14 protein-coding genes are annotated in these 15,395 nt (G+C 71.0%); 1 reads left to right on the forward strand and 13 read right to left on the reverse strand.

Annotation, left to right across the window (positions count from 1 at the left end):
- Positions 1–70: 70 nt before the first annotated feature.
- The 13 genes from metK to pyrR form a co-directional block, all read right to left on the reverse strand.
- Positions 71–1,279, reverse strand: a complete 1,209-nt coding sequence (gene metK / locus ACFYU9_RS26520) for a methionine adenosyltransferase (RefSeq protein ID WP_389212925.1) — start codon at positions 1,277–1,279, stop codon at positions 71–73.
- Between the two features lie 262 nt (positions 1,280–1,541).
- Positions 1,542–2,756 carry a bifunctional phosphopantothenoylcysteine decarboxylase/phosphopantothenate--cysteine ligase CoaBC gene (gene coaBC / locus ACFYU9_RS26525; protein WP_389212923.1) on the reverse strand — a complete coding sequence of 405 codons (1,215 nt, stop codon included), beginning with the start codon at positions 2,754–2,756 and terminating at the stop codon, positions 1,542–1,544.
- Between the two features lie 126 nt (positions 2,757–2,882).
- Entirely contained in the window at positions 2,883–3,155 is a 273-nt protein-coding gene (rpoZ, locus tag ACFYU9_RS26530) for a DNA-directed RNA polymerase subunit omega (RefSeq protein WP_030810584.1), read from the reverse strand.
- A 52-nt stretch (positions 3,156–3,207) separates the two neighbouring features.
- Positions 3,208–3,771, reverse strand: a complete 564-nt coding sequence (gene gmk / locus ACFYU9_RS26535) for a guanylate kinase (protein WP_389212921.1) — start codon at positions 3,769–3,771, stop codon at positions 3,208–3,210.
- Positions 3,772–3,844: 73 nt separating this feature from the next.
- Positions 3,845–4,168 (reverse strand): integration host factor, encoded by a 324-nt coding sequence (locus ACFYU9_RS26540; protein WP_030493613.1) that lies wholly within the window; start codon positions 4,166–4,168, stop codon positions 3,845–3,847.
- 326 nt (positions 4,169–4,494) lie between these two features.
- Positions 4,495–5,331 (reverse strand): orotidine-5'-phosphate decarboxylase, encoded by an 837-nt coding sequence (gene pyrF, locus ACFYU9_RS26545; RefSeq protein ID WP_389346285.1) that lies wholly within the window; start codon positions 5,329–5,331, stop codon positions 4,495–4,497.
- Entirely contained in the window at positions 5,328–6,461 is a 1,134-nt protein-coding gene (locus tag ACFYU9_RS26550; protein WP_389212917.1) for a quinone-dependent dihydroorotate dehydrogenase, read from the reverse strand. The genes pyrF and ACFYU9_RS26550 overlap by 4 nt, the downstream gene beginning before the upstream one ends.
- An 81-nt stretch (positions 6,462–6,542) precedes the next feature.
- Positions 6,543–9,851 (reverse strand): carbamoyl-phosphate synthase large subunit, encoded by a 3,309-nt coding sequence (gene carB / locus ACFYU9_RS26555; protein WP_389346286.1) that lies wholly within the window; start codon positions 9,849–9,851, stop codon positions 6,543–6,545.
- Entirely contained in the window at positions 9,844–10,986 is a 1,143-nt protein-coding gene (gene carA / locus ACFYU9_RS26560; RefSeq protein ID WP_389346287.1) for a glutamine-hydrolyzing carbamoyl-phosphate synthase small subunit, read from the reverse strand. Before carA ends, carB begins: the two co-directional genes overlap by 8 nt.
- The gene (locus ACFYU9_RS26565; protein WP_389212912.1) at positions 10,983–11,585 is read right to left on the reverse strand and encodes a hypothetical protein; all 603 of its coding nucleotides are present in this window, start codon (positions 11,583–11,585) and stop codon (positions 10,983–10,985) included. Before ACFYU9_RS26565 ends, carA begins: the two co-directional genes overlap by 4 nt.
- Positions 11,582–12,868: a dihydroorotase gene (locus ACFYU9_RS26570; RefSeq protein WP_389212911.1), complete on the reverse strand. Its 1,287-nt coding sequence runs from the start codon at positions 12,866–12,868 to the stop codon at positions 11,582–11,584. The genes ACFYU9_RS26565 and ACFYU9_RS26570 overlap by 4 nt, the downstream gene beginning before the upstream one ends.
- A gap of 2 nt (positions 12,869–12,870) precedes the next feature.
- Positions 12,871–13,854 (reverse strand): aspartate carbamoyltransferase catalytic subunit, encoded by a 984-nt coding sequence (locus tag ACFYU9_RS26575; protein ID WP_389212910.1) that lies wholly within the window; start codon positions 13,852–13,854, stop codon positions 12,871–12,873.
- Between the two features lie 88 nt (positions 13,855–13,942).
- On the reverse strand, positions 13,943–14,509 hold the full coding sequence (gene pyrR / locus ACFYU9_RS26580) for a bifunctional pyr operon transcriptional regulator/uracil phosphoribosyltransferase PyrR (protein WP_389212908.1): 567 nt from the start codon (positions 14,507–14,509) through the stop codon (positions 13,943–13,945).
- Positions 14,510–14,754: 245 nt separating this feature from the next.
- On the opposite strand from pyrR, the gene bldD reads away from it, so the two are divergent.
- The gene (gene bldD / locus ACFYU9_RS26585; RefSeq protein ID WP_362532207.1) at positions 14,755–15,258 is read left to right on the forward strand and encodes a transcriptional regulator BldD; all 504 of its coding nucleotides are present in this window, start codon (positions 14,755–14,757) and stop codon (positions 15,256–15,258) included.
- Positions 15,259–15,395: the final 137 nt, after the last annotated feature.

Consider the following 15,395-nt stretch of genomic DNA (forward strand, 5'->3'; position numbering starts at 1 on the left):
TGCGGCAGGGACGCCGAAGGCCCGGCACCCCCAGGGTGTCGGGCCTTCGTACGTGCGAGCAGTGTGCTGCTTACAGGCCGGCGGCCTTCTTCAGCGCGTCCACGCGGTCCGTGCGCTCCCAGGTGAAGTCCGGCAGCTCGCGGCCGAAGTGGCCGTAGGCGGCGGTCTGGGCGTAGATCGGGCGGAGCAGGTCGAGGTCGCGGATGATCGCGGCCGGGCGGAGGTCGAAGACCTCGGCGATGGCGTGCTCGATCTTGTCCGTGTCGACCGTGTTGGTGCCGAAGGTCTCGACGAAGAGGCCGACGGGCTCGGCCTTGCCGATCGCGTACGCGACCTGGACCTCGCAGCGGGAGGCGAGGCCCGCGGCGACGACGTTCTTGGCGACCCAGCGCATGGCGTAGGCGGCCGAGCGGTCGACCTTCGACGGGTCCTTGCCGGAGAAGGCGCCGCCGCCGTGGCGGGCCATGCCGCCGTAGGTGTCGATGATGATCTTGCGGCCGGTGAGGCCGGCGTCGCCCATCGGGCCGCCGATCTCGAAGCGGCCGGTCGGGTTCACCAGGAGGCGGTAGCCGTCGGTGTCGAGCTTGATGCCGTCCTCGACGAGCTCCTTGAGGACGTGCTCGACGACGAACTCGCGGATGTCGGGCGCGAGCAGCGACTCGAGGTCGATGTCCGAGGCGTGCTGCGAGGAGACGACGACCGTGTCGAGACGGACGGCCTTGTCGCCGTCGTACTCGATGGTGACCTGGGTCTTGCCGTCGGGGCGCAGGTACGGGATGGTGCCGTTCTTGCGGACCTCGGTCAGGCGGCGCGAGAGGCGGTGCGCCAGGTAGATCGGGAGCGGCATGAGCTCCGGGGTCTCGTCCGACGCGTAGCCGAACATCAGGCCCTGGTCACCGGCGCCCTGCTTGTCGAGCTCGTCCTCGTCGCCCTCGACGCGCGCCTCGTAGGCGCTGTCGACACCCTGGGCGATGTCCGGGGACTGCGACCCGATGGAGACCGAGACGCCGCAGGACGCGCCGTCGAAGCCCTTCTTCGAGGAGTCGTACCCGATCTCGAGGATCTTGCCGCGCACGAGGGTCGGGATGTCCGCCCACGCCTTGGTGGTGACCTCACCGGCGACGTGCACGAGGCCGGTGGTGATCAGCGTCTCGACGGCGACGCGGGAGGTGGGGTCCTCCTTGAGCAGCGCGTCGAGGATGGTGTCGCTGATCTGGTCAGCGATCTTGTCGGGGTGACCCTCGGTCACGGACTCCGAGGTGAACAGTCGACGGGACACAACGCTCCCTGGGGTTGCAGCGGCTGCTGGCTATCGATTGCGGACCGGCAGGGGGCTGCGCCCCGCGACGTTCCGAGAACAGTCTATCGGGCACGATCGGGCAGATGGCCAGGTCCCTGGCGAGCGATAGCGTGATCTGTGCGGTAATTGACCTTGAACCGCATGATGATCAGGCCGCAGACCTGGCCTTTTGTCCGACTGTGCGGGGTTTCTCGTCGTCAGCCCGGCGTAGCGCCCACGCCGTGCCGCGTTGGTGCGGAATTCACCCCTCCATGGCACGCAGGCGGGGCACCACGAGGTCCCAGACCGTCTCCGCGAGGGCTTCCTTCGGGCCGTACGGCACGGGGGTCTCGGCACCGTCGGCGGCGAGGACCACGGCCTCGTTCTCCTCCGAGCCGAAGGTCTTGCGCTCCCCCACCTCGTTGACGACCAGCAGGTCACAGCCCTTTCGGCGGAGCTTCAGGCGCCCGTTGGCGAGCACGTCGTCCGTCTCCGCGGCGAAGCCGACGACGACCTGGCCGGGCCGGGCGCGCTCCGCGGAGATCTCCGCGAGGATGTCGGGGTTGCGGACCAGCTCGATGGTGGGCGCGCCGCCGTCGTCGGTCTTCTTGATCTTTCCGGTCGCGTAGGAGGCAGGGCGAAAATCGGCCACCGCCGCGGCCATCACGACCGCGTCGGCGTCCGCCGCGGCCTTCAGGACGGCCTCGCGGAGCTGGATCGCGGTGCCGACGCGGACCACGTCGACGCCCGCCGGGTCGGGCAGCCCGGTGTTCGCCTCGATCAGGGTGACCCGGGCGCCGCGTGCCGCGGCGGCCTTGGCGAGGGCGTAGCCCTGCTTGCCGGAGGAGCGGTTGCCCAGGTAGCGGACCGGGTCGAGAGGTTCGCGGGTGCCGCCGGCGCTGACGACGACGTGGCGGCCGGCCAGGTCGGGCGCCTCGACCCCGCGGGCCAGGATCCGGCGGCAGATCTCGAAGATCTCGCCCGGGTCGGGCAGCCGGCCCTTGCCGGTGTCGACGCCGGTGAGTCGGCCGACGGCGGGCTCGATGACCACGGCGCCTCGGCGGCGCAGCGTGGCCACGTTCTCCTGGGTGGCGGGGTGCTCCCACATCTCGGTGTGCATGGCCGGGGCGAAGACCACCGGACAGCGCGCGGTGAGGAGCGTGTTGGTGAGCAGGTCGTCGGCGAGGCCGTGGGCGGCCTTGGCCAGCATGTCGGCGGTGGCGGGGGCGACCACGACGAGGTCGGCGGCCTGGCCGATGCGGACGTGCGGGACCTCGTGGACGGACTCCCAGACCTCGGTGGAGACGGGGTTGCCGGAGAGGGCGGACCAGGTGGCCGCGCCGACGAAGTGCAGGGCGGAGTCGGTCGGGACGACGCGGACGTCGTGCCCGGACTCGGTGAGCCGGCGCAGCAGCTCGCACGCCTTGTAGGCGGCGATGCCGCCGCTCACGCCCAGGACGACCTTCGGCTTGGCCACTGTCACTGCTCCCCTGACGGCTCGGATGCGTACGTACCCGCGATGCGTTCCACGCGATACGTCTCCATGAGACACCACAGGCCCGGCGGATGTTCCGCCGGGCCTGAGGTCGGTCGTGCAGGGTGCTTACTGGACCGGGCCCTCGATGGCCTCGGAGGTCAGCAGGCCCGCGTTGATCTCGCGCAGCGCGATCGAGAGCGGCTTCTCGTGGACGTGGGTGTCGACGAGCGGACCGACGTACTCGAGCAGGCCCTCGCCCAGCTGCGAGTAGTACGCGTTGATCTGGCGCGCGCGCTTGGCGGCGTAGATCACGAGGCTGTACTTGGAGTCCGTCGCTTCGAGCAGCTCGTCGATCGGCGGGTTGATGATGCCCTCGGGCGCGGTGATGGAAGAGGACACGCTCTACCTTCCGAAGATGGATATCCGATCACGGATCGTGATGGATAAAAGATCAGACAACGTGCATCAACGTTAGCAGCTCACGCGCGACGTCCTCGACCGAGGTGTTGACGAGCGTGGTGTCGAACTCCGACTCGGCCGCGAGCTCGATCTTCGCCGCGTCGAGCCGGCGCTCGATGACCTCGGGCGACTCGGTGCCGCGGCCGGTGAGCCGGCGGACCAGCTCGTCCCAGCTCGGCGGGGCGAGGAAGACCAGCTGGGCCTCGCCCATGGACTCCTTCACCTGACGCGCGCCCTGGAGGTCGATCTCCAGGAGTACGGGCTCGCCGGCATCCAGACGGTCGAGCACCGCGCGGCGCGGGGTGCCGTAGCGGTTGCCCGCGAACTCGGCCCACTCCAGCAGCTCGCCGTTGGCGATCAGCTTGTCGAACTCGTCGTCCGTGACGAAGAAGTACTGGACGCCGTGCTTCTCGCCGGGCCTCGGCTTCCGTGTCGTGGCCGACACCGAGAGCCAGACCTCGGGGTGGACCTTGCGCATATGAGCGACGACCGTGCTCTTCCCCACCCCGGAGGGGCCGGAGAGCACGGTCAGCCGCGGACGTACCTCTGCTGCCATGCAGCGATTATTCCAGCTTCACCGGGGTGCCCGGGACGCGCGGTCCCGGCCCGGTGCTGCCGCCGGGGCGCACTCAGGCGCCGGCGCCGCCGAACTCGCGCTCCAGGGAGGCGATCTGGTTGGAACCGAGACCACGCACACGACGGCTCTCGGAGATTCCGAGACGCTCCATGATCTGCTTGGCGCGGACCTTGCCCACGCCCGGCAGGGACTCGAGCAGGGCGGAGACCTTCATCTTGCCGATGACGTCGTTCTCCTGGCCCTGCTTGATGACCTCGTGGAGCGAGGCGCCGGAGTGCTTGAGTCGATTCTTGACCTCGGCCCGCTCCCGGCGAGCCGCGGCGGCCTTTTCGAGCGCGGCTGCGCGCTGTTCAGGGGTAAGGGGCGGAAGAGCCACGCCTACGTCACCTCGGATGTCGAACTGTCGGATACGGACCGGTGGGAAGCCGGGCACCCCACACGAGAGTGGAGCGCCCCACACCAGTGGAGCAGCGAACCGCGTGGAGTACGCCGAACGCCGACTCTGCCCCGGAGACTAGCGGCCACGGGCGCTCCAGTCAGCGAGAACAGACGAAAAGTCCTGGTCAGCATCGACCGACCAGGACTTTTCAGGCATTTCGACCCGGTTTTGGGCCAACTTTTGTCAAGGAGTGAGACGGCACAGACACGCCGCTGCGACCTGCGGATTGGCAAAAATGCGCATCGGAGGGCCGCCGAGGTGTCTCAGGCCACGGACTCCCTGATCTCGTTCGCGTAACGTTCCGCCGCGGCACGCAGCGCACCGGCGTCCGGACCCGCCTTCAGCACCCCGCGGCTGACGTTCGGGACGACGTTGCGGACGGCCGCGCCGAACACCTTCGGCAGGTCGGCCGGGGTCGCGCCCTGGGCGCCGATGCCGGGGGCGAGCAGCGGGCCGTTGATGTCCAGGTCGAAGGCGGACAGATCGCCGAGCGTGGCGCCGACGACCGCGCCGAAGGAGCCCATCGGGGTCTCGCCCGCGTTCTCCTCGGCCAGGTGGGCCAGCATCGTCGCGCCGATGGTCCGCCCGTCCTCGCGGACGGCCCGCTGGACCTCGGAGCCCTCCGGGTTGGAGGTCAGCGCGAGGACGAAGAGGCCGGCGCCGGACGCGCGGGCCAGGTCGACGGCCGGCTTCAGGGAGCCGTAGCCGAGGTACGGGGAGACCGTCAGCGCGTCCGAGAAGAGCGGCGAGTCGGGGCGCAGGAACGCCTCGGCGTAGGCGGCCATGGTGGAGCCGATGTCGCCGCGCTTGGCGTCCATGACGACCAGGCCGCCGGCCTGCCGCAGGTCGGCGGTGGCGCGCTCCAGGACGGCGACGCCGCGCGAGCCGAAGCGCTCGAAGAAGGCGGCCTGCGGCTTGAAGACGGCGACGGCGTCGGCCAGGGCCTCCACGACGGTGTACGTGAAGCGCTCCAGGCCGGCGATGTCGTCGGCCAGGCCCCAGGAGTCGAGCAGGGCGGCGTGCGGGTCGATGCCGACGCACAGCGGGCCGCGCGCGTCCATGGCGGCGCGCAGGCGGGTGCCGAAGGGTGCCAGGGTCACTTGGCGGCCTTTCCGGAGTCGGAGTCGGAGTGGGTACGGGTGCCGGCGCCGACGGCCTCGGCGAGGGTGGCGTACGGGGAGGCCGCGAGGCGCGCGGCGAGGCCCTTGTGGATCGCGCGGGCGTAGAACGGGCCCTCGTAGATGAAGGCGCTGTAGCCCTGGATCAGGGTGGCGCCGGCCAGGATCCGCTGCCAGGCGTCCTCGGCGTTCTCGATGCCGCCGACGCCCACGAGCACCATCCGGTCGCCCACGCGCGCGTAGAGGCGGCGCAGCACCTCCAGGGAGCGCTGCTTGACGGGGGCGCCGGACAGGCCGCCGGTCTCCGCGACGAGGGCCGGGTCGGAGGTCAGGCCGAGGCCCTCGCGGGCGATGGTGGTGTTGGTGGCGATGATGCCGTCGAGGCCGAGCTCCAGGGCCAGGTCGGCGACGGCGTCCACGTCCTCGTCGGCGAGGTCGGGGGCGATCTTGACCAGGAGCGGGACGCGGCGGCCCTCGGCGGACCGGTCGGCGGCCTCGCGGACGGCGGTGAGCAGCGGGCGCAGCGACTCCGTGGCCTGGAGGTTGCGCAGGCCCGGGGTGTTCGGCGAGGAGACGTTGACGACCAGGTAGTCGGCGTGCCGGGCGAGGCGCTCGGTGGACTTCACGTAGTCGGCGGCGGCCTCGGCCTCGGGCACGACCTTGGTCTTGCCGATGTTGACGCCGACGACCGTCCTGAAGACGGGGTTGCGGGCGGCCAGGCGGGCGGCGACGGCGGCGGAGCCCTCGTTGTTGAAGCCCATGCGGTTGATCAGGGCGCGGTCCTGGACCAGCCGGAAGAGCCGCTTCTTGGGGTTGCCGGGCTGGGCCTCGCCGGTGACCGTGCCGATCTCGACGTGGTCGAAGCCCAGCATGGACATGCCGTCGATGGCGACGGCGTTCTTGTCGAAGCCGGCGGCCAGGCCGAAGGGGCCGTGCATGCGCAGGCCGAGGGCCTCGGTGCGCAGCTCCTTGTGGCGGGGGGCGAGGACGGCCGCGACGAAGGTGCGCAGGACCGGGGTGCGGGCGGCGAGCCGGATCCAGCGGAAGGCCAGGTAGTGGGCCTTCTCGGGGTCCATGCGCTTGAAGACCAGGTTGAAGAAGAACTTGTACATGTGTCTTGGATGTCCAGGTCTGCTCGTGCCGAGGGGGACACCGGCAGATCGTGCCGGTGCCCCCCTCGTCGTTCGGGCTGCTTAGTCGCGGGCCGCGGTCAGGTGCTCCGCGTGCTCCTGGAGCGAGCGGACGCCCACCTCGCCGCGTCCGAGGGCCTCGATGCCCTGGACGGCCGCCGCGAGGGCCTGGACCGTGGTCAGGCACGGGACGGCGCGGGCCACCGCCGCCGTACGGATGTCGTAGCCGTCGAGGCGGCCGCCGGTGCCGTACGGGGTGTTGACGATCAGGTCGACCTGGCCGTCGTGGATGAGCTGGACGATGGTCTTCTCGCCGTTCGGGCCCTCGCCCTCGGACTGCTTGCGCACGACGGTGGCGTTGATGCCGTTGCGCTTGAGCACCTCGGCGGTGCCGGAGGTGGCGAGCAGCTCGAAGCCGTGGGCGACCAGCTCACGGGCCGGGAAGATCATCGAGCGCTTGTCGCGGTTGGCGACGGAGATGAACGCGCGGCCCTTGGTGGGCAGCGGGCCGTAGGCGCCGGCCTGCGACTTGGCGTAGGCCGTGCCGAAGACCGTGTCGATGCCCATGACCTCGCCGGTGGAGCGCATCTCCGGGCCGAGGACGGTGTCCACGCCGCGGCCGTGGATGTCGCGGAAGCGGCTCCACGGCATCACGGCCTCCTTGACGGAGATCGGCGCGTCGAGCGGCAGGGTGCCGCCGTCGCCGGTCTTCGGCAGCAGGCCCTCGGCGCGCAGCTCGGCGATGGTGGCGCCGAGCGAGATGCGGGCGGCGGCCTTCGCGAGCGGCACCGCGGTCGCCTTCGAGGTGAAGGGGACCGTGCGGGAGGCGCGCGGGTTGGCCTCCAGGACGTAGAGGATGTCGCCGGCCATCGCGAACTGGATGTTGATCAGGCCCCGCACGCCGACGCCCTTGGCGATGGCCTCGGTGGAGGCGCGCAGCCGCTTGATGTCGAAGCCGCCGAGGGTGATCGGGGGCAGGGCGCAGGCCGAGTCGCCGGAGTGGATGCCGGCCTCCTCGATGTGCTCCATGACGCCGCCGAGGTAGAGCTCCTCGCCGTCGTAGAGCGCGTCGACGTCGATCTCGATGGCGTCGTCGAGGAAGCGGTCGACGAGGACCGGGCGGGTCGGGGAGATCTCGGTGGACTCGGCGATGTACGCCTCCAGGCGCGCCTCGTCGTAGACGATCTCCATGCCGCGGCCGCCGAGCACGTAGGACGGGCGGACGAGGACGGGGTAGCCGATCTCGTCGGCGATGGCCTTGGCGCCGGCGAAGGTGGTGGCGGTGCCGTGCTTCGGGGCGGGCAGGCCGGCCTCGGCGAGGACCTGGCCGAAGGCGCCGCGGTCCTCGGCGGCGTGGATGGCCTCCGGGGAGGTGCCGACGACCGGCACGCCGTTGTCCTTGAGCGCCTGGGCGAGACCCAGCGGGGTCTGGCCGCCGAGCTGGACGACGACACCGGCGATCGGGCCGGCGAGCGACTCGGCGTGGACGATCTCCAGCACGTCCTCGAGCGTCAGCGGCTCGAAGTACAGGCGGTCGGAGGTGTCGTAGTCCGTCGAGACGGTCTCGGGGTTGCAGTTGACCATCACGGTCTCGTAGCCGGCGTCGCTGAGCGCGAAGGAGGCGTGGACGCAGGAGTAGTCGAACTCGATGCCCTGGCCGATGCGGTTCGGGCCGGAGCCCAGGATGATCACGGCGGGCTTCTCGCGCGGGGCGACCTCGGTCTCCTCGTCGTAGGACGAGTAGAAGTACGGGGTCTTCGCGGCGAACTCGGCGGCGCAGGTGTCGACCGTCTTGTAGACCGGGCGGACGCCGAGGGCGTGCCGGACCTCGCGGACGACGTCCTCGCGCAGGCCGCGGATCTCGGCGATCTGGGCGTCGGAGAAGCCGTGGCGCTTGGCCTCGGCGAGCAGCTCGGGGTCGAGCTTCTCGGCCTCGGCGAGCTCGTCGGCGATCTCCTTGATGAGGAAGAGCTGGTCGACGAACCACGGGTCGATCTTGGTGGCCTCGAAGACCTCCTCGGGCGTGGCGCCCGCGCGGATGGCCTGCATGACCGTGTTGATCCGGCCGTCGGTCGGGCGGACCGCGGCGCGCAGCAGCTCGGCCTTGTCGCCGGTCTCGCCGGTGAAGGCGAACTGCGAGCCCTTCTTCTCCAGGGAGCGCAGGGCCTTCTGGAGGGCCTCGGTGAAGTTGCGGCCGATGGCCATGGCCTCGCCGACCGACTTCATGGTGGTGGTGAGGGTGGAGTCGGCCTGCGGGAACTTCTCGAAGGCGAAGCGCGGGGCCTTGACGACGACGTAGTCGAGCGTGGGCTCGAAGGACGCCGGGGTCTTCTCCGTGATGTCGTTCGGGATCTCGTCCAGCGTGTAGCCGACGGCGAGCCGGGCCGCGATCTTGGCGATCGGGAAGCCGGTCGCCTTGGAGGCGAGCGCCGAGGAGCGGGAGACGCGCGGGTTCATCTCGATGACGATGATCCGGCCGTCGTCGGGGTTGACGGCGAACTGGATGTTGCAGCCGCCGGTGTCGACGCCGACCTCGCGGATGATCGCGATGCCGATGTCGCGCAGGCGCTGGTACTCGCGGTCGGTGAGGGTCATCGCCGGGGCGACGGTGATCGAGTCACCGGTGTGGACGCCCATCGGGTCGAAGTTCTCGATGGAGCAGACGACCACGACGTTGTCGTTCTTGTCGCGCATGAGCTCCAGCTCGTACTCCTTCCAGCCGAGGATGGACTCCTCCAGGAGCACCTCGGTGGTCGGGGAGAGCGTGAGGCCCTGGCCGGCGATGCGGCGCAGCTCTTCCTCGTCGTGGGCGAAGCCGGAGCCGGCGCCGCCCATGGTGAAGGAGGGGCGGACGACGACGGGGTAGCCGCCGAGCGTCTCGACGCCCTTGAGGACGTCGTCCATGGAGTGGCAGATGACCGAGCGGGCGGACTCGCCGTACCCGATCTTGGCCTTGACGGCCTCGACGACGCCCTTGAAGAGGTCGCGGTCCTCGCCCTTGTGGATGGCCTCGACGTTGGCGCCGATGAGCTCGACGCCGTACTTCTCCAGGACGCCCTGCTCGTGCATGGAGATGGCCGTGTTGAGGGCCGTCTGGCCGCCGAGGGTCGGCAGGAGGGCGTCGGGGCGCTCCTTGGCGATGATCTTCTCGACGAACTCGGGGGTGATCGGCTCGACGTAGGTGGCGTCGGCGATCTCCGGGTCGGTCATGATCGTGGCCGGGTTGGAGTTGACCAGGATGACCCGCAGGCCCTCGGCCTTGAGGATCCGGCAGGCCTGGGTGCCGGAGTAGTCGAACTCGGCGGCCTGGCCGATGACGATCGGGCCGGAGCCGATGACCAGGACGGACTGGATATCGGTGCGCTTAGGCACGCTCGGCCTCCATCAGAGAAACGAAGCGGTCGAAGAGGTACGCGGCGTCGTGCGGGCCCGCGGCCGCCTCGGGGTGGTACTGGACGGAGAAGGCCGGCTGGTCGAGCAGCTGGAGGCCCTCCACGACCTGGTCGTTCAGGCACACGTGGGAGACCTCGGCGCGGCCGAACGGGGTGTCGGAGACCTTGTCGAGCGGCGCGTCGACGGCGAAGCCGTGGTTGTGCGCGGTGACCTCGACCTTGCCGGTGGTGCGGTCCTGGACGGGCTGGTTGATGCCCCGGTGGCCGTACTTCAGCTTGTAGGTGCCGAAGCCGAGCGCGCGGCCGAGGATCTGGTTGCCGAAGCAGATGCCGAAGAGCGGCGTCTTGCGGCGCAGGACCTCCTGCATGACGGCGACGGGGCCGTCGGCGGTGGCCGGGTCGCCCGGGCCGTTGGAGAAGAACACGCCGTCGGGCTGGACGGCGTAGACGTCCTCGGCGGTGGCGGTGGCGGGCAGCACGTGGACCTCGATGCCGCGCTCGGCCATCCGGTGCGGGGTCATGCCCTTGATGCCGAGGTCGACGGCGGCGACGGTGAACTTCTTCTCGCCGATCGCGGGGACGACGTAGGTCTCCTTGGTGGCGACCTCGGCGGAGAGGTTCGCGCCCGTCATCTCGGGCTGCTGGCGGACCTCGGCGAGGAGGGTGCCCTCGTCGGGGAGCGCGCTGCCGGAGAAGATGCCGACGCGCATGGCGCCGCTCTCGCGCAGGTGGCGGGTGAGGGCGCGGGTGTCGATGCCCTGGATGCCGACGACGCCCTGGTGGCGCAGCTCCTCGTCGAGGGAGCGCTGTGCGCGCCAGTTGGAGGAGACGCGGGCGGGGTCGCGGACGACGTAGCCGGAGACCCAGATGCGGGAGGACTCGGGGTCCTCGTCGTTGACGCCGGTGTTGCCGACGTGCGGGGCGGTCATCACGACGACCTGGCGGTGGTACGACGGGTCGGTGAGGGTCTCCTGGTAGCCGGTCATGCCGGTGGAGAACACGGCCTCGCCGAAGGTCTCCCCCACGGCCCCGTAGGCGCGACCGCGGAAGATGCGACCGTCCTCCAGGACGAGTACGGCGGGAACCTTGGCGGCTCCCCTGGTGGAGGTTGTCATCGTGCGATGCCTTCCGTCGTGTTGATCAGGTTGTTCAGGGCGTCGACCCAGGCGGCGTGCTCGTCCGCCCGGTCGGCGCGGAAGCCGGAGTCGAGCAGCGTGCCGCCGTGCTCCCAGGTGACGACCAGGAGGCCGCCCTCGGTGAGGACCTTGCCGGCGATGCCCTTGTCGAGGCGGGCCTCGCGCAGCGCCGCCGCCGGGATGAGGAAGTCGTTCGCCCCGGGGCGTACGACGGTGATCCCGGCGTCCGTCAGGGTGAGCTCGGCGCGGCTGCGCAGCCCGAGGCCGTGGGCGACGATCCGGTCGAGCCACTGTCCGGCGGTGGTGGAGCCGTGGTAGCGGCCGCTCATCGACAACGGGGCCGACAGGGCCAGCTTGGCCTCACCGGGGCCCTCCGGCACCTCGGGGAGGGGCGGGAGGCCGGACTGGAGGCTGCCGCGCCACTTCCATCCCTGGCGCATCAGCCAGTAGACGAGGGTGACGAAGAGCAGCAGTCCGGCGACCCAGCCGAGCCGTCCGGCCCAGTCGGTGACCTCGGCGGACTTCTGCTCGGCCGCGAGGGGTGCGGCGAGGGTTACGAGTGGTACGAGTGGTGTCACGCCAGCTTCCCGTCGACGAGCGTTGCCCGGCCCCGCAGGAACGTGTGGGTGACGCGTCCCGGAAGCTCGCGGCCCTCGTAGGGGGTGTTGCGGCTGCGGGAGGCGAAGTCGGCGGGGTCCACGACACCACGGTATGCCGGATCGACCAGCGTCAGGTTCGCGGGCTCACCAGCCGAGACGGGGCGTCCGTGGCCCGTGGCCTGCCCGATCCGCGCGGGCTTGACGGACATCCGGTCGGCGACGCCGGCCCAGTCGAGCAGTCCGGTCTCGACCATCGTCTGCTGGACGACGGACAGCGCGGTCTCCAGGCCGACCATGCCCATGGCGGCGGCGGCCCACTCGCAGTCCTTGTCCTCGTGCGGGTGCGGGGCGTGGTCGGTGGCCACGATGTCGATGGTGCCGTCGGCGAGGGCCTCGCGCAGCGCCATGACGTCGCGCTCGGTGCGCAGCGGCGGGTTGACCTTGTAGACCGGGTTGTAGCTGCGGACCAGCTCGTCCGTGAGGAGGAGGTGGTGCGGGGTGACCTCGGCGGTGACGTCGATGCCGCGGGACTTGGCCCAGCGGACGATCTCGACGGAGCCGGCGGTGGAGAGGTGGCAGATGTGCACGCGGGAGCCGACGTGCTCGGCGAGGAGGACGTCGCGCGCGATGATCGACTCCTCGGCGACGGCGGGCCAGCCGCCGAGGCCGAGCTCGGCGGAGACGACGCCCTCGTTCATCTGGGCGCCCTCGGTGAGCCGGGGCTCCTGGGCGTGCTGGGCGACGACGCCGCCGAACGCCTTCACGTACTCCAGGGCGCGGCGCATGATCACGGCGTCGTCGACGCACTTGCCGTCGTCGGAGAAGACGGTGACGCCGGCGGCGGAGTCGTGCATGGCGCCGAGCTCGGCGAGCTTCTTGCCCTCCAGGCCGACGGTGACGGCGCCGATGGGCTGCACGTCGCAGTAGCCGGCCTCCTTGCCGAGGCGGTAGACCTGCTCGACGACGCCGGCGGTGTCGGCGACCGGGTGGGTGTTGGCCATGGCGAAGACGGCCGTGTAGCCGCCGGAGGCGGCGGCGCGGGTGCCGGTGAGGACGGTCTCGGAGTCCTCGCGGCCCGGCTCGCGCAGGTGGGTGTGCAGGTCGACGAGGCCCGGCAGGAGGATCCGGCCCTCGGCCTCGACGACCTCCGCGCCCTCGGCGGACAGGCCCGTGCCGACCTCGGCGATGAGCTCGCCGTCGATCAGGACGTCCTGCGCCTCGCCGCCCAGCACCTTCGCACCACGGATCAGGATCTTGCTCATGGTCAGTTCTCCTCGGTACGGGTGGTGGTGGCGGGGGTGGCGGGCTCGGCGCCGCCGAGCAGCAGGTAGAGGACGGCCATCCGGATGGAGACGCCGTTGGCGACCTGCTCGACGACCGTGCAGCGGTCGGAGTCGGCGACCTCGGCGGTGATCTCCATGCCGCGGACCATCGGCCCGGGGTGCATGACGATGGCGTGCTCGGGCATCTTCGCCATTCGCTCGCCGTCGAGCCCGTAGCGGCGCGAGTACTCGCGCTCGGTCGGGAAGAAGGCCGCGTTCATCCGCTCGCGCTGCACACGCAGCATCATCACCGCGTCGGACTTCGGCAGCACCCGGTCGAGGTCGTAGGAGACCTCGCAGGGCCAGCTCTCCACGCCGACCGGGACCAGGGTGGGCGGGGCCACCAGGGTGACCTCGGCGCCGAGGGTGTGCAGCAGGTCGACGTTGGAGCGGGCGACCCGGCTGTGCAGGACGTCGCCGACGAGGGTGACGCGCTTGCCGGCCAGGTCCTTGCCGAGTCCGGCGTCGCGGCCGACCAGGCGGCGGCGCATGGTGAAGGCGTCGAGCAGGGCCTGGGTGGGGTGCTGGTGGGTGCCGTCGCCGGCGTTGATGACGGGGGCGTCGATCCAGCCGGAGGTGGCCAGGCGGTACGGGGCGCCGGAGGCGCTGTGCCGGATGACGACGGCGTCGACGCCCATCGCCTCCAGGGTCTGCGCGGTGTCCTTCAGGGACTCGCCCTTGGAGACGCTGGAGCCCTTGGCCGCGAAGTTGATCACGTCGGCGGAGAGCCGCTTCTCGGCCGCCTCGAAGGAGATCCGGGTGCGGGTGGAGTCCTCGAAGAAGAGGTTGCAGATGGTGCGGCCGCGCAGGGTCGGAAGCTTCTTGATGGGCCGGTCGGCCACCCGGGCCATCTCCTCGGCGGTGTCGAGGATCAGGACGGCGTCGTCGCGGGTGAGGTCGGCGGCCGAGATGAGGTGACGCATCATCGGGGTTTTTCTCCGTTATGGGGAGGATGAGGGCATACGGGTGCCCAGGGGGGTGCCCCGGCTCCCGTCATGAGGGCCGGTGAAGGTGTCAGGAGGCGGGCTTGCTGCCGAGCAGCACGGTGTCGCGACCGTCCTCCTCGGCGAGCTGGACCTTGACCGTCTCCCGCAGCGACGTGGGGAGGTTCTTGCCGACGTAGTCGGCGCGGATCGGAAGTTCGCGGTGGCCGCGGTCGACGAGGACCGCGAGCTGGACGGCACGGGGGCGGCCGATGTCGCCGAGGGCGTCGAGCGCGGCGCGGATGGTGCGGCCGGAGAAGAGGACGTCGTCGACGAGGACGACGAGGCGGCCGTCGATGCCGTCGCCGGGGATCTCGGTGCGGCCGATCGCGCGCGGGGCCTTCAGCCGCAGGTCGTCCCGGTACATGGTGATGTCCAGGGAGCCGACCGGGATGGCGGTGCCGGTGATCGATTCGAGCTTCTCGGCGAGCCGGCGGGCGAGGAACACACCGCGGGTCGGGATGCCGAGGAGGACCACGTCGTCGGCGCCCTTGGCGCGCTCGACGATCTCGTGGGCGATGCGGGTCAGGACCCGCGCGATGTCGGGGGCCTCGAGAACGGGCCGCGCCGCATCGATGTGCTGCTGCTGAGTGTCCATGTGAAACGGACCTCCTTCTCCGCCTCACGGGACGGACCTTAAAGGACGTCGGAATTGCGCCGTCCACCTTACCAGGGACGGACGGCGTGCCTGCTCACCCCCCGTGCGCCGCTCCGGGCGCCGTCCCCTGGGAGGGGGCGGTATGGACCATTCGGCTTGACGGAAGAGCGTCACGCTGCGTAACCTCACAGTGAGTTACCAGCCGCGCGGCGCAGCCGCACATCGTCACAGCGAGCGGGAGCGTTATGTCAAGCGAATACGCAAAGCAGCTCGGGGCCAAACTCCGTGCGATCCGCACCCAGCAGGGCCTTTCCCTCCACGGCGTGGAGGAGAAGTCCCAGGGCCGCTGGAAGGCGGTCGTGGTGGGGTCCTACGAGCGCGGCGACCGTGCCGTGACCGTGCAGCGGCTTGCCGAGCTCGCTGACTTCTACGGGGTGCCGGTGCAGGAGCTGCTGCCGGGCACCACGCCGGGCGGGGCCGCCGAGCCGCCGCCGAAGCTGGTCCTGGACCTGGAGCGGCTGGCCCACGTGCCCGCCGAGAAGGCCGGCCCCCTGCAGCGCTACGCGGCGACGATCCAGTCGCAGCGCGGCGACTACAACGGCAAGGTGCTGTCGATCCGCCAGGACGACCTGCGCACCCTGGCCGTCATCTACGACCAGTCCCCCTCGGTCCTCACCGAGCAGCTGATCAGCTGGGGCGTCCTGGACGCGGACGCGCGCCGCGCGGTCGCCCACGAGGACGCCAACTGACCGCAGAAACGTGCCGCCGGGGCCCCCGGGGGCGGCCCCCCCCCCCCCGGGCCCCCGGGGGGGGGGGGGCCCCCCCCAACGGCAGGCGAAGGGGGCCCCACCCCCCCCGGGGGGGCGGGGCCCCGTGGGGGGGCGGG

Origin of the sequence: Streptomyces sp. NPDC004327 (assembly GCF_042873935.1) — a bacterium.
GTDB lineage: Bacteria > Actinomycetota > Actinomycetes > Streptomycetales > Streptomycetaceae > Streptomyces.

What these genes read in the sequence shown, in the direction of transcription:
- gmk (WP_389212921.1), bottom strand. Translation starts at nt 3,771, where the DNA reads ATGGCAGCAGAGGTACGTCCGCGGCTGACCGTGCTCTCCGGCCCCTCC.
- ACFYU9_RS26550 (WP_389212917.1), bottom strand. Translation starts at nt 6,461, where the DNA reads ATGTACAAGTTCTTCTTCAACCTGGTCTTCAAGCGCATGGACCCCGAG.
- carA (WP_389346287.1), bottom strand. Translation starts at nt 10,986, where the DNA reads ATGACAACCTCCACCAGGGGAGCCGCCAAGGTTCCCGCCGTACTCGTC.
- ACFYU9_RS26570 (WP_389212911.1), bottom strand. Translation starts at nt 12,868, where the DNA reads ATGAGCAAGATCCTGATCCGTGGTGCGAAGGTGCTGGGCGGCGAGGCG.
- ACFYU9_RS26575 (WP_389212910.1), bottom strand. Translation starts at nt 13,854, where the DNA reads ATGATGCGTCACCTCATCTCGGCCGCCGACCTCACCCGCGACGACGCC.
- pyrR (WP_389212908.1), bottom strand. Translation starts at nt 14,509, where the DNA reads ATGGACACTCAGCAGCAGCACATCGATGCGGCGCGGCCCGTTCTCGAG.
- bldD (WP_362532207.1), top strand. Translation starts at nt 14,755, where the DNA reads ATGTCAAGCGAATACGCAAAGCAGCTCGGGGCCAAACTCCGTGCGATC.